This is a genomic window from Acidipila sp. EB88, from assembly GCF_003858395.1.
Taxonomy (GTDB): domain Bacteria; phylum Acidobacteriota; class Terriglobia; order Terriglobales; family Acidobacteriaceae; genus EB88.
The window spans coordinates 3,599,528-3,612,641 of record NZ_QWEV01000005.1 but is presented as its reverse complement, the minus strand read 5'-3'; the positions used below and the strand labels follow the sequence as shown (position 1 = coordinate 3,612,641).

General features: G+C 64.2%; 13 protein-coding genes. 5 read left to right on the top strand and 8 right to left on the bottom strand.

The annotated features are described in order from the left end of the window. Positions 1–131: 131 nt before the first annotated feature. Positions 132–818, bottom strand: coding sequence for a nucleoside phosphorylase (locus tag D1Y84_RS15245; RefSeq protein ID WP_124849452.1), 687 nt, complete (start codon positions 816–818; stop codon positions 132–134). After that, positions 815–1,870, bottom strand: coding sequence for a hopanoid-associated sugar epimerase (gene hpnA, locus D1Y84_RS15240; protein ID WP_124849451.1), 1,056 nt, complete (start codon positions 1,868–1,870; stop codon positions 815–817). Before hpnA ends, D1Y84_RS15245 begins: the two co-directional genes overlap by 4 nt. A gap of 72 nt (positions 1,871–1,942) precedes the next feature. Here hpnA and D1Y84_RS15235 point away from each other — a divergent pair, with 72 nt between their 5' ends. Next, positions 1,943–2,248 carry a putative quinol monooxygenase gene (locus tag D1Y84_RS15235; protein WP_124849450.1) on the top strand — a complete coding sequence of 102 codons (306 nt, stop codon included), beginning with the start codon at positions 1,943–1,945 and terminating at the stop codon, positions 2,246–2,248. A 92-nt stretch (positions 2,249–2,340) separates the two neighbouring features. Here the strand turns inward: D1Y84_RS15235 and bla are convergent, their stop codons facing one another. From bla to D1Y84_RS15210, 5 genes are all read right to left on the bottom strand, one after another. Continuing rightward, the gene (gene bla / locus D1Y84_RS15230) at positions 2,341–3,225 is read right to left on the bottom strand and encodes a class A beta-lactamase (protein ID WP_199726424.1); all 885 of its coding nucleotides are present in this window, start codon (positions 3,223–3,225) and stop codon (positions 2,341–2,343) included. A 46-nt stretch (positions 3,226–3,271) separates the two neighbouring features. Beyond that, positions 3,272–3,847: a hypothetical protein gene (locus tag D1Y84_RS15225; RefSeq protein ID WP_370245780.1), complete on the bottom strand. Its 576-nt coding sequence runs from the start codon at positions 3,845–3,847 to the stop codon at positions 3,272–3,274. Beyond that, positions 3,847–4,980 carry an adenosyl-hopene transferase HpnH gene (gene hpnH / locus D1Y84_RS15220; RefSeq protein WP_124849449.1) on the bottom strand — a complete coding sequence of 378 codons (1,134 nt, stop codon included), beginning with the start codon at positions 4,978–4,980 and terminating at the stop codon, positions 3,847–3,849. Before hpnH ends, D1Y84_RS15225 begins: the two co-directional genes overlap by 1 nt. Positions 4,981–5,002: 22 nt before the next feature. Next, a complete protein-coding gene (gene shc / locus D1Y84_RS15215; protein ID WP_124849448.1) occupies positions 5,003–7,027 on the bottom strand; it encodes a squalene--hopene cyclase in 2,025 nt (674 codons plus the stop codon). Positions 7,028–7,113: 86 nt separating this feature from the next. Beyond that, positions 7,114–8,145, bottom strand: coding sequence for a 4-hydroxy-3-methylbut-2-enyl diphosphate reductase (locus D1Y84_RS15210; protein WP_124849447.1), 1,032 nt, complete (start codon positions 8,143–8,145; stop codon positions 7,114–7,116). Between the two features lie 370 nt (positions 8,146–8,515). On the opposite strand from D1Y84_RS15210, the gene D1Y84_RS15205 reads away from it, so the two are divergent. Next, on the top strand, positions 8,516–8,935 hold the full coding sequence (locus D1Y84_RS15205) for a DUF6640 family protein (protein ID WP_124849446.1): 420 nt from the start codon (positions 8,516–8,518) through the stop codon (positions 8,933–8,935). A gap of 131 nt (positions 8,936–9,066) precedes the next feature. On the opposite strand, the gene recN is transcribed toward D1Y84_RS15205, so the two are convergent. Continuing rightward, a complete protein-coding gene (gene recN, locus D1Y84_RS15200) occupies positions 9,067–10,752 on the bottom strand; it encodes a DNA repair protein RecN (protein ID WP_124849445.1) in 1,686 nt (561 codons plus the stop codon). Between the two features lie 285 nt (positions 10,753–11,037). On the opposite strand from recN, the gene D1Y84_RS15195 reads away from it, so the two are divergent. Genes D1Y84_RS15195 through D1Y84_RS15185 form a run of 3 tightly spaced genes read left to right on the top strand, consistent with a single transcriptional unit; the run spans position 11,038 to position 13,108 of the window. Further along, a complete protein-coding gene (locus tag D1Y84_RS15195; RefSeq protein ID WP_124849444.1) occupies positions 11,038–11,844 on the top strand; it encodes a MotA/TolQ/ExbB proton channel family protein in 807 nt (268 codons plus the stop codon). Then, the gene (locus D1Y84_RS15190) at positions 11,828–12,244 is read left to right on the top strand and encodes a biopolymer transporter ExbD (protein WP_124849443.1); all 417 of its coding nucleotides are present in this window, start codon (positions 11,828–11,830) and stop codon (positions 12,242–12,244) included. Before D1Y84_RS15195 ends, D1Y84_RS15190 begins: the two co-directional genes overlap by 17 nt. Beyond that, positions 12,245–13,108 carry a TonB family protein gene (locus D1Y84_RS15185; protein WP_124849442.1) on the top strand — a complete coding sequence of 288 codons (864 nt, stop codon included), beginning with the start codon at positions 12,245–12,247 and terminating at the stop codon, positions 13,106–13,108. Positions 13,109–13,114: the final 6 nt, after the last annotated feature.

The window sequence follows — 13,114 nt, the reverse complement described above, 5'->3', positions numbered from 1 at the left end:
CGGGACGCGAGGACCGTCAAGCGGACTCCGGGCCGATACTGCGGAAGGCAGCGACTCGGATGCCGGCTTCGAAACTGGCTCTGCAACGGTTTCGGAGCGCGGCTCAGAGATGTGTGTCGCTATACCCATGGTTAGTAGGATACCAACTTGGCGCTTGCCAGCAGGTTAGGAATTTCACGCGCCAGTAACCGGGCAGACTCGCTGCTCTGCCGCTGCAGCGTCAGCAGCGCGCCCCAGTCCGCCGGACGCACCAGTGTGCGCAGCAGAAACCGGGCGGTACGCAGCTGTCCGCGCCCATCGATAAAGGGGTTGAAGTCGGGCATGTGGTCGGTGTACCCGTCGGAGATGCCGCGCAGGCACAGAAACGGAATCCCGTGTGCGCGGGCCAGCCGGCCCACTGTAGCCGCCTCCATGTCCACAAGCGAAGCCTGGTAACGCTCAGCCAGTGGGCGCTTTTCGTCAGGACGTGCCACGTGGTTCAGCGTCACCAGCCGCTGCGTGGCTTCCGGCGAAATCGTGCGAAAGCGCTCGCCCGTACCCGCATCCACCACTTCGCGCACAGGGTGCACCTGTGGCGGCTTGACCCCGCAGGAGAGCGCGCCCGACCAGCCATAGGAAAGCACCGCATCCAGCTGCCCGGCGGCCGCGCGCACCGCCGCGAACGAGCGCGTGGCAGCGTCCGCACCCATACCTTCGGCAGCGGCAAAGCACTGTAGGTTTCCGATCTGGCCGCAGAACACCTGGTCGGTTCGAGGCCACTCGCGGACCAGCGGGTGCAGCTCAGCGGGGAGTGCGGCAATGATGCCGACGTTGATCATGCGCTTGCTCCAATGTTCGGTGGCGAACCAAGATCGACCGGATCACCCTGGGCCCCGCCCGCTGGCGCATAGCCATTGGCGCGGAACCAGTCAATGGCAGCCCGGAGCGCCGGGTACACAGGCAGCACGCGAAAACCCAGCTCTGCCTCTGCTTTCGCCGACGATGCAAACATCTTCTTTCGCCCCATCCGCACCGCCTCGACCGTCGCGCGCGGCTCGCGGCCACGTAAGCGCCCGGTGATCCATTCATCGAAGAATGCGAAAGTGGCAGCCACACTATGCGGCACCTTGTGCTTCGGCGAGGGAATCCCGGTAATCGCCGACATCTTGTCGAGGATCTGCTTGAGCGTCAGGTTTTCGCCGCCCAGGATGTAGCGCTCACCCGGCGTTCCGCGTTCAAGCGCCGCAACATGGGTGCGGGCGACCTCGGTCACGTCCACGAGGTTGAGTCCGGTGTCCATGTAAGCGGGAAAGTTACCGTTCAGAAAATCCACCACGATGCGACCGGTAGGCGTCGGCTTGCGGTCGCCCGGTCCGATCGGGGTGGTCGGGTTGAGTGTGATGACATGCTGGCCTGCCCGTGCTGCGGCAAGGGCCACTTCTTCCGCCATGTATTTGGAACGCTTGTAGTGGCCAACCATGTTGTTGAGTGAGACCGGCGTTGCCTCATCGACCACGAGGCCGCTCTCGTGAAAGCCCATGGTCGCGACGCTCGACGTGTACACCGCGCGAGGAACATTTTCATCGCGCGCAAGCTGTAACAATGCGCGCGTGCCTTCCACGTTCGAGGCGTACATTTCGTCCGGATCGCGCACCCACAAACGGTAATCAGCAGCCACGTGCATCAGCGCATCGCAGCCACGCAGGCCAAGGCGCAGGGACTCGGGCTGGCGCAGGTCGCCGGTATGCGACTCAAATGCACTGAGCCGCTCCAGGTTGCGCAGATCGCTGGTGGGGCGCACCAGCACCCGCAGTGTCGCACCCTGCTCCAGCAGTGCTGCGGCTACATGGGCCCCGAGAAATCCTGTCGCGCCAGTAATAAAGACTTTCATGCCTGCTTCTGATTGTACGAGGCGCGAGGGTGCGTCCTCGTGCACCGCGCATCACAGAAAGTGGAGGCTTTCATGGACAAGCTGGCGATCTGGGTACAACTGGAAGCGAAACAGGGCAAGGAAACGGAACTGGAAGAATTCTTGAAATCAGCGCTGCCGCTGGCGCAGGCCGAGGCAGGTACCACTACCTGGTACGCGCTCAAGATCGGGCCATCCAAGTACGGGATCTTCGACACATTTGCGGACGATACAGCACGGGAAAAGCACCTGACCGGCGAGATCGCCAAGGCCCTGTTCGCTAAGGCCGACGAACTGCTGGCAAAGCCACCAGAGATCGACAAGCCGGAGATCCTGGCGGTCAAGGCTCCCGGCGCCTAGCTGGCTTGACTTATCCCACTTACCTCAAGAAAGGCCAGACCGCGTCCTGCGGATCTGGCCTTTCTTCCGTCTCGGCCGCAAGCGAGCTGTCTCTACCTGGCCCAGCCCGCAATGACACTGCCTATGTTGCGAATGGCTTCTTCGCGGGTGTCGATCGAGACGGAGTCCTCGCCCTGGTTGTACAGCGCAGCCACCAGGATGGGGCGCTCGGCGGCTCGACCCTGAGGCCATGCCACCGCGATGTCATTAGTTTCCGTATCACCGGTGCCGGTGCGGTCACCCACCATCCACGTGGCCGGGAACCCCGCGCGCAGACGATGCACACCCACGGTGGTGGCACAGAGCCACTCGACCAGGCGCCGGCGCGAAGCGGCACCCAGCGCCGTACCCAGCACCAGGCTCTTGAGCAGCATCACCGCCGCCCGTGGCGTCGTGGTATCGAGCTCGCCCGATGGCCGGTTCAGGGCAAGCTCAAAGCGATCGAACCGCGACACCGCGTCGCCGGCGGACCGGACGAAGCGGGTGAGCGCCGCAGGCCCACCGATGCGCCGCAGCAGCAGGTTGGCTGCGCCGTTGTCGCTGACCGTCATGGCTGCAGCGCACAACTCCTCAACCGACATGGCGCCTTCAGCCACGTGCTGCTCGGTCACCGGCGAGTGCGGAAACAGGTCCTGGCGCATGTAGTGCACCGGCGCGTCGAGTCGTTCCTCGCCGCGGTCCACGCGGGCCAGCACCGCGGCCACCAGCGGCAGTTTCATGGTGGAGCACCACAGAAAGCGCTCGTCCGCACGGTGAGTGAGGGTGCGCCCCGTGGCCAGGTCCAGCGCGAACACTCCAAGCCGTCCGCCGTACCGATGTTCCATTGCCTGGAGTGGGTCGTCCTGGGCTGAGAGCGGTGTCAGCGCCAGGCCAGTAGCTGTTAGTGCAGCAAGCGCGGCGAGGATTTCGCGGCGGGAAAGATCCGGCATATGCTTCATGGCTCCAACTGTTTTCCCGGTTCGGCCAGTGGGTATCCACTCGAAGTTAGTCGAGCGTCTCCGGCGTGATCGCGATGTTGGTTTCGCCTGCCGCTTTTTTCTCGTGGTACTTCTTCACCCAGGCTTCAAAGCTCTTGCCGGCAGCCGTGTCGCGCCCGGTAAACTTCAGCGCGGCGATCTCGCTGTAAGGCACAGAGATCTTGGTTCGCTCGGAGGCGGGGATGATGCGCACCACGGAGGTCGCAAGACTGCTGCCCACGCGGCGATCGAAGATGTAGCCTGTCAGGATCGATCCGTCGCGCAGCGTCAGCGTCACGTCGCCGCGGTAGTCGAATGCCTTCTCGAAAGCCTCCTGCTTTTCAGCGTCGGTGGCCAAAGCAGGCACCCAGCCTTCCAACTGCTCGCGCTCGCGTCCTGCGGCGATCTCGAGCTGGTCTGGATCCACAAACGCGTCCATGCCCTTGCCGCTGATTTCCTCCGCTCCGGTCGACGGCCCCGAAGCGATGCCGGTGCCGAAGTTGGGCACCTGGTGCGGGTCGAGCGGCGACAGCGATTCCGTGGAGCCGGGAGCGTAGATCGAGTGCGTCGAGGCAGGCGTGTCCGGCGAAGCGTTCGTGCTCATCAGGCCACCGTCTCGTGCTTCTGCTCGGCACGGGCTTCCGCGCTGGCGCCGATTTGTACCAGCGGCGCATGCGCCGGCTTGATCGGCTCATTCAACAGGTCCAGCGCGCCGCGGTCCTCGTACTTCGAGAACAGGGTCGCCATCGCCGTCTCGGCAAAGCCCTTCCAGGATGAAAAGGTGTAGTACGCGCCGGAGGCTTCATACCCGGAGTGCACCATGCAGTTTGCGCACTTGGGGTTGCCGGACTCCGTACCGTAGTTGTTCCAGTCGGTGGTCTCGATCAGCTCGTTGAACGTGTCCGCATAACCGTCCTGCAGCAGGTAGCAGGGCTTCTGCCAGCCAAACACCGAGTACGCGGGCATGCCCCAGGGCGTGCAGGTAAACTCCCGCTTGCCCATCAGGAACTCCATGTACATGGGCGACGCGTTGAACTTCCATGCCTGCTTGCGATTGGACAGAATCGCGCGGAACAACCGGCGGGAACGAGCGCGGCCCAGGAAGTGCTTCTGGTCGGGCGCCTTCTCGTAGGTGTATCCGGGTGCCACCATCATGCCCTCGACGCCGAGCTGCATCAGCTCGTCGAAGAACGCGCGCACCGAGTTCGGGTCGGCTCCGTCGAACAGCGTGGTGTTGGTGGTCACACGGAAGCCCGCCGCCACCGCTGCCTTGATGCCTTCGACCGCAATATCGTAGCCGCCCTCACGGCAGACGGAAAAGTCGTGGTGCTCGCGCTGCCCATCCAGGTGCACCGAGAACGACAGGTACTTGGACGGCTTGAAGAGGTGAAGCTTCTCCTTGAGCAGCAGCGCGTTGGTGCACATGTACACGTACTTCTTGCGCTCCACCAGCCCCGCCACGATCTCGGCAATCTGCGGGTGCAGCAGCGGCTCGCCGCCCGGGATCGACACCATGGGTGCTCCGGCTTCCTCGACTGCGCGGAAGCACTCTTCAGGCGACAGCTCCTGCTTGAGGATGTGCGCGGGATACTGGATTTTGCCGCAGCCGGCACAAGCCAGGTTGCAGCGGAACAGCGGCTCGAGCATGGTGACGAGCGGAAACCGCTTCCGGCCACTCAGCTTCTGCTTCAGGATGTAGGTGGCCACTGTCCAGGCCTGCGATACGGGAACTGCCATGCTGTGTACTTCCCTTCTGTGCTTACTCGTCGCCGCGTTCGATCGCGCGTTTATACGTCGTCAGCGCGAGGAGTGGGAAATAATCCCGGTACAGGTGGTACGCGAGATAGAACACGCGTGGAAAACCTGTACCGGTATAAACCGCCTGTTTCTGCGTCGCAGCGTCGGTGGACTCGTCCCACCCACCCGACTCCGCCTGGTGCTCAAGCAGCCAGCGCACGCCCTTGGCCACCGAATCGGAACGCTTGTCGCCCGCTGACAGCAGCCCGAGCACCGCCCAGGCGGTCTGCGAGGGCGTGCTCGCGCCGACGCCACGCAGGTCAGGTTCATCGTAGGAGAGGCAGCTTTCGCCCCAGCCGCCGTCCGCGTTCTGCACCATGCGGATCCACTCGGCGGCCTGCTGAATCTGCGGCTCGTGGTTCCAGATACCGATCGCCTCAAGCCCGCGCAGCACCAGGAACGTGCCATACAGGTAATTGACGCCCCAGCGTCCGAACCAGGAGCCGTCCGACTCCTGCTCATCGAAGATGAACTTGATCGCCCGCTCGATGCGCTTGTCCGAGCGGGTGTAGCCATAGGTCGACAGCGTCTCGAGCACGCGGCCCGTGATGTCCACCGTCGGCGGGTCCAGCATCGCGTTGTGATCGGCAAACGGGATGTACTGGAAGATCATCTTGGTGTTGTCTTTGTCGAACGATGCCCAGCCGCCATTGCGGCACTGCATCGCGAAGATCCAGTCGAGCGCACGCTTGGACACGTCGTACTGGTAGCGCTCGCGCGGGTTGTCGACCTTGTTCAGTGCCAGCAGTACCTGCGCGGTGTCATCCACGTCCGGGTACCACTCGTTGGCAAACTCGAAATACCAGCCGCCCGGCTCGGTGTTGCGCACCTTCTCGGCCCAGTCGCCCTTGTGCCGGACTTCCTTGGACAGCATCCAGTCCACGGCCTTGAGCATGCGCGGGTCGGTACGCTCAACCCCTGCTTCCCCCAGCGCGAACACGGCCTGGGCCGTATCCCACACCGGCGATACGCACGGCTGCATGCGAAAGGTCGGCTCGGCGTAGTCGGCGGTGCCCTCGGGCGCGTCGATACCGAGCTTCTCGAACTCGTCACTCGCGCGGATCATCTGCGGGTCGTCAATTGAGTACCCCAGCCAGCGCAGCGCGATCATGCTGTTCAGGATGGCCGGATAGATGGCGCCCAGGCCGTCCGATAGTTCGAGCCGGGCCAGCATCCACTTTTCCGCGCGCTTCAGCGCCATGCGCCGCAGCGGACGGATATGCACCCGCTCGGCCCAGTGCGTCAAACGATCCGTCAACAGGAAGAAGTTTCGCCACGAGACCGGCTTCTCACGGTCCCAGCGCAAGTGCAGGTTGGCGTTCTCGCGGCCACCCACGAACAGCTCATCGATGCCCTGCTCCGGAGCAATCTTTTTGAACGGCTTCTTGGCGTAGGCGATCGACAACGGCACCAGGATCGCCCGCGACCACGAGCTGATCTCGTAAATGTTGAAGTAGAACCAGTTCGGGAACAGAACGATCTCGGGCGGCACAGCCGGTACCGCGTCGTACTCGTACTGCCCCATGAAGCAAAGGTAGATCTTGGTGAAGGTGTTGCACTCCACCACGCCGCCATTCGCCAGGATCCACTCGCGCGCTCTGACCAGGCGAGGCTCGTCCTGCGACCAGCCCATCAGCTTGCAGGCAAAGTAGCACTTGACCGAGACCGAGATATTGCCGGGCCCTCCGGGGTAGTTCGCCCAGCTGCCATCCTCTCCCTGTGTGCGCATCATCTCGGCAAGCGCGCGCTCGAGCCGGGCAGGGTCTCCCGTGCCCAGCAGCATGTGGCCAAAGATGTAGTCGGCCTCGAGCAGCGAGTCCGCTTCGAGCTCACCGCACCAGTAGCCATCCGGGTGCTGCTGCGAGAAGAGCCAGTCCCGCACGCGGCCGATCGCCGACTCCACTGAGTCGAGTGCCACGTCGAGGCGGCCGAACCGCAAGCGTGAGCCCTGGTTGCCGAGTTGTTCCTGCTGGGGTGCTGTGCTCATGCGCTCTTATCTGATTACAACAAGGTGACTGGAGATTCCACAGGTTCGGGCGCTGCGAAGGTATATGTGGAGGTACGCGAACCGGGCTAGACCGGTTCCGAGGTCGCCCCCGTGGCAGCTCCGGCGAGGGATTGTGCCGCTGCAGCCTGGGCAATCTCGGGCGGCAGGCCAAACCGGACATTCTCCGGCATGACCTCGACCTCCTCGGCATCGCCAAAGCCACGCGACGAAAGGAACTCGACCACGCCCTGCACCAGCACCTCGGGCGCGGACGCACCCGCGGTCACGGCGACCGATGTCACGCCCTCCAGCCACTCCGCGCGAATGTCTTCTGCCTTGTCGATCAGGTACGAACTGGTGCTGAGGTTCTGCGATACCTCGACCAGACGGTTGGAATTGGAGGAGTTGGTGGAGCCGACCACGAGCACGAGGTCCGCCTGGTGCGCGACGTTCTTGACGGCGACCTGGCGGTTCTCGGTCGCGTAGCAGATGTCCTGCGAGTGCGGACCGGCGATCGCGGGAAACTTTTCCTTGAGCGCCTGGATGATGTCGCGGGCTTCGTCCAGCGACAGCGTGGTTTGGGTCAGGTACGCCACGCGGTTCGGGTTCGGCACCTCGAGCGCCTGCACCTCCTCCACGGTGGACACCACCTGCGTTACGTCCGGGGCTTCCCCGAGCGTGCCTTCGATTTCGTCGTGGTCACGATGGCCGATCAACACCAGCGAGTATCCCTGCTTGGCGAATTTGATCGCTTCCACGTGCACCTTGGTGACCAGCGGGCAGGTCGCGTCAATCACCTTGAGTCCGCGCCGCTTGGAGTTCTCACGCACGGCCGGCGAGACACCGTGCGCCGAATAGATCACACGCGCGCCTTCCGGCACCTCGGAGATATCTTCAACGAAGATTGCACCTTTCGCGGCCAGCTCGTTCACAACAAAGCTGTTATGCACGATCTCCTTGCGCACATAGATTGGGGCGCCAAAGGTTTCGATCGCGATGTTCACGATGTCGATAGCGCGCACTACGCCGGCGCAGAACCCGCGCGGCTTGAGCAGAAGGATGCGCTTCGATCCAGGGGTACGCGGCGTCTTGAGGGTGATTTGAACGGTGGAGGTCACGTCGGTCAGTATATCGTGCGCGGCGCCACAGGGTAAGCAGTTTGCACTGCAGTCGGTGCAAAGCTTCAGCAAAGCCGACGCCCCTACGCTTTCAGAGTTTGTTCAAAACTTTACGCGCATCTCCCTTTTGCGCGCGGCACACGCGCTCCGCAGCCCACCCCGGGATGCAAGACCGTCCAGGCTTCCAGGCTGCCCGGGCCACGTGTTGACCAGGATCATGCCATCGCTCTAGTTTGCCGCGAGACGCGCGCACGCCCTGGAGCCTCGATCCGTCCGGGAACAAGCGCATCGTCACGTCACGCTGGGCAGATAGTCGGGCTGGCTGGGACCAATCGCGTCATCTTCCCCGGCAGCAGAGAAGGGGTGTCGCATGGATAAAGCGAGGTGGCTCGTCGTGATCGTAGCCTTAGCCAACTACGGTGGCGTGGTGGCCGACGCCATCGTGCCCGGCACGGCCAGGCAGCACCTGTGGAACCCCGCGTGGCCGCCCCATGCCAAGTTCCATAATGGCCAGACCATGGTCATGGGGCTTTTCGGAGGAACGCTGTCCCTGATCCTGCTGTTCGGTTGCGGGCCGCTTACCCGCTTGCACTTGTTCCTCGCCTGCGCGGCCGCGGGCAGCTACTTCTTCGCAATGGTCTTCGCGCCGCTCTTTCCCGGCACCGCCTGGACCGATCCCGAGTTTGCCGCGATCACGCCGGCACCGCTCGGCCTCGCACCCCAGCAACTGATCACCTACGTGCTGTGCGTTTTGATCGTCATCGCAGTCGCGCTTGGATCCGTACACTAGGCACGAGCCGCCGGCCATTGCACCGGCGCGCACTTACGTCCATGTCTCTTGTTCGGCGCCTCTGGCCTTGCGCGGCGGCAATGCGGCGATGCCGAGGGCTATGGCAGTGAAGCCCGCACCAGCAGCCGCCGCTAGCGGCTGGAGGCCAGCATCTGCTCGGCGTGCTTGCGGCTGGTTTCGGTCACGGTCGCGCCCGAGATCATGCGGGCCAGCTCCTCGGTGCGTTCGCTCGAGGTCAGCAGGCGCACGCTAGTGGCCGTACGGGCCTGCTTCTCGCGCTTCTCGATCAGGAAGTGCTGGTCGGCAAAGGCGGCGATCTGCGGCAGGTGCGTGACGCACAGCACCTGCTGCGAACGGGAAAGCGCCTTGAGCTTCTGCCCCACCGCCTCAGCCGCGCGGCCGCCGATACCGATGTCGATCTCGTCAAAGACCAGCGTGCGCGGCGTCGGCGCCTTGCGGCGGTTTCGCGCGTTCGCGCCCTCTTCCACGCTGACCTTGAGCGCCAGCAGCACCCGCGACATCTCCCCGCCCGACGCGACCTCGTTCAAAGGCTTGAGCGGCTCGCCCGCGTTGGTCGCAATCCGGCAGGTCACCAGATCCCAGCCGTGGCTCTGCCAGCCGGCTTGTTCGTGGCGCGCGGTCACCAGCACCTCGAAGCGGACCTTCATGGCCAAGTCGTTGATCTGCTGCGCCGCTGACTTGCCCAGGCGCGCGGCGGCTGCCTTGCGCTCGGCCGACAATGCTTCTGCCGCGGCCCCGTACGCGCTCTCGGCTGCTGCGAGTTCCACGCGCAGCAGCTTCACGAGCTCGTCCCGGTTCTCGATCTCGGCGATCTTGCCCGCGACCTCTTCGCCGTAGCGGATCACCTCGGCAAGCGTCGCGCCATACTTGCGCTTGAGCCGGTCGAGCGCGGCAAGACGATCTTCAATCTCTTCCAGCCGGTCGGGCGAGCTTTGCACCGTCTCGGCGTAATCGCGCACCGTTGCGGAGACGTCCCCGATCATGGCGCGGGCCTCCACCAGCTGCGAAACCTGCTCGGCAAAACGCGTATCGTAGCGGGCCAGCTCCTCCACCTGGCGCAACGCGGCAGCCAGCGTCGTTTCGGCGGAAGCAGAGCCCTCGTAGAGCAGGTCGTGCGCGCTCAGCGAGGCGGCCAGCAATTTCTCAGAGTTGGCCAGCACGCGGCGCTCGGCTTCGAGGCTCGCATCCTCCTGGTCCTGGGGTGCGACCGAGGAGATCTCCTTGTGCTGAAAGCTCCAAAGGTCCAGCGCACGCAGGCGGTCCTGCTCTTCCTGCTCGAGCGACCGAAGCCGCTGCTGAATGGTGCGCCAGTTCCGGTGCGCCTGGGCCACCGCTTCGCAGGAGAGGCTGGCGAAGCGATCCAGCAGGCCACGCTGCTGCGCCTCGTCAAAGTCTGCGCCGGTTTCTGTCTGCGCGTGCACCAGGGCAAGCTCCGGCGCGAGCTGGCGCAACACGCTCACCGTTGCTGGCTGGTTGTTGATGAAGACGCGGCCCTTGCCGGTCGCCAGCACCTCTCGGCGCAGGATGATCTCGCTGCCCTGCGGATCGATGCCGTTTTCCTCAAGGATGCCCTCGGCCCCCGTGGTCGACTCGAACACGCAGGCAACCACGGCACGCTCGGCGCCGTGACGCACGATGTCGCTCGACGCCTTTTCGCCAAGCAACAGCGCCAGCGCGTCGACCAGGATGGACTTGCCGGCGCCGGTTTCGCCCGTCAGCAGGTTGAGCCCGGGGCCAAAGGTAGCGATCGCGTGATCGATGACGGCGTAGTTTTCAGCGCGCAGTTCGAGCAGCATGGGGTCCTATTCGGGAGCATAGCAGCCCAGGGCCTGCAGGCTGGTCGGGATCACTCAGGGAACAGGTTACGAACAAAGCCCCTCGCGCACTGCTCTTCCCGGCAATCAAGCAGCCTACTTTGGTCGACGGGACGAGCAACCAGCGAAAAGACCGGTCACGAAGTGCCCGCCTCCCACGCAGGGGAATCTGCTTGAAGCAGTGGTAACGCAGGCTTCAGGTGCAGTGGCAACTTGGAAGCCGTATCCGGCGTCTGCTAACGTGAACGCGGGCTTCCTTTCCTACGAATGACATATTCCTTGACCCTAGCCGTACTTCTATTTCAGGCCGACACCGACACCGGCGCGCCCCCACCTGTCGCCGAGCATGGTTCCGCATTGCTGGAGATGCTGCGCAACTCCGGGCCCGTTGCCCTGGCAGTGCTGCTCGCGTTGCTGCTGCTCTCCCTGTACTCCTGGGCCATCATCCTAGGCAAGCTGGGCACGTTCCGCAAGGCGCGCGCGCAGAGCCTGCGCTTTCTCCGGGCTTTCCGCAAAGCGCAGCGCCTGCAGGAAATCGCCACCGTCAGTGAACAGTTCAAGCCTTCGCCCCTGGTCTCCGTGTTTGACGAGGTGTACGAGACATATCGCCGGCAGACCGGCGGTGGCGGCCCGCCGCGCAACATCACGGCGCTCGAGCGCTCGGCGCAGACTGCATCGAGCGAGTCGCTCACCGTTCTGGAAACACGCCTGACCTGGCTCGCCACCATTGGCTCCATCTCCACCTATGTCGGCCTGTTCGGCACAGTGATGGGCATCGTGGACGCGTTCCACGGGTTGGGCACGCAGGGTTCGGCCACGCTGCGCGCTGTTGCGCCCGGAGTGTCGGAAGCGTTGATTACCACCGCTGCCGGCCTGCTGGTCGCGATCCCTGCGGTTATCGCCTACAACCAGTTCACCGCGCGGCTGCGGGAGTTTGGCGCACGCAACGACGACTTCGCGCGCGAGCTGCTCAACTCGCTTGAAGAGGTGCAGCTTCGCCCCGGTCAGGATCCGCGGCAGGCGACCGGCGAGCTGCAGATGGAACGGGAGTCCACGCGTGGCATTCACAACTAGAGAAGGCCACACCCGCACCTCGCTCGCCGAGATCAACATCGTCCCACTGGTCGACGTGGTGCTGGTGCTGCTCGTGATCTTCATGCTCACGGCCCCCGTGCTGCAGTCGGGCATCGAGGTCGCGGTGCCCAAGACGCACACCGTCAAGGAAGTTACGGAACAGCGCGCCGTGGTGACGATCGACCGGCAGCAGCGCGTATTCTTGGGCGATGCGCCCGTTAACCTGGCCGAGCTGCCTGCCAAGCTCCGCAAGCCCGATACCGACGTGGCGCGGCAGGTGATCTACCTGCGTGCTGATGAAAAGGTACCCTTCGGCGCGTTCGCCTCCGTGATGGACGCGGTGAAACAGGCTGGCATCACGAACATCAGCATCGTGACCCAGCCGATCGAGCAGAAATAAATGGCCGCACGCACCGCAGGGGCAGACTTCTACCCGCGCAATCCCGACCAGGATCCATTCCGCAAGTCAGCGCTGGGTTCACTCGCGCTGCATGCCGGCGTATTCGCAGCGCTGACCATCTCGGCGCTCGTGATCGCGCATATTCACGGCAACGCCTGGGGCAACCACAGCGACACGCAGGGCGCCATCCAGGCGACTATGGTGAGCTCCGCTCCCGCCATCCCGCTGCCGCGCGAAGAAAAGCCGACCGACCAGGTGCTGGCCACGCAGACACCGAGTCCCGCGCCCGCGCCCCCCGCACCCAAAGCCAGAGCAGCCGAGGCGCAGGACTCCATCCCGATTGCCGTGAAGCAGCCGGTGAAGCCAAAGCTCGAGCCCAAGAAGCAGGTGGAGCAGGAAAAGCCACTCAAGGTGCCGGTACAGCATGTGCCAATTACCAAGGCCGCGCCGCACCCCGAGCCTGTACGCCCGGTCAACCGCGCCGAGTACGGCGAGGCCACACCCGCGGCTGTGCCGCGCTCGATGACGCAGGCCACCCCCGCGGCCCAGGTAAACGTGCAGGGCGGCAACTTCGGCGCGATGTTCCCCTGGTACGTGGACAAGATCAAGCGCATGACTGCCCAGAACTGGTACAAGCAGGAGGTAGACCCGGGCACCCAGCAGGGCGCGCGCGTCTTCGTCACCTTCACCGTGCATCGTGACGGCTCGCCGACCGATGTGCACGTGCAGCAATCAAGCGGTTCCTCAACCCTGGACAGCTCGTGTGTGCGCGCGGTGCAACGTACCGATAGTTACGGTCCGCTGCCCGGCGGGTACACCGGTTCCACTCTTCTGGTGCAGTACTATTGTGAGCAGTCGCGCTAGCGGTTG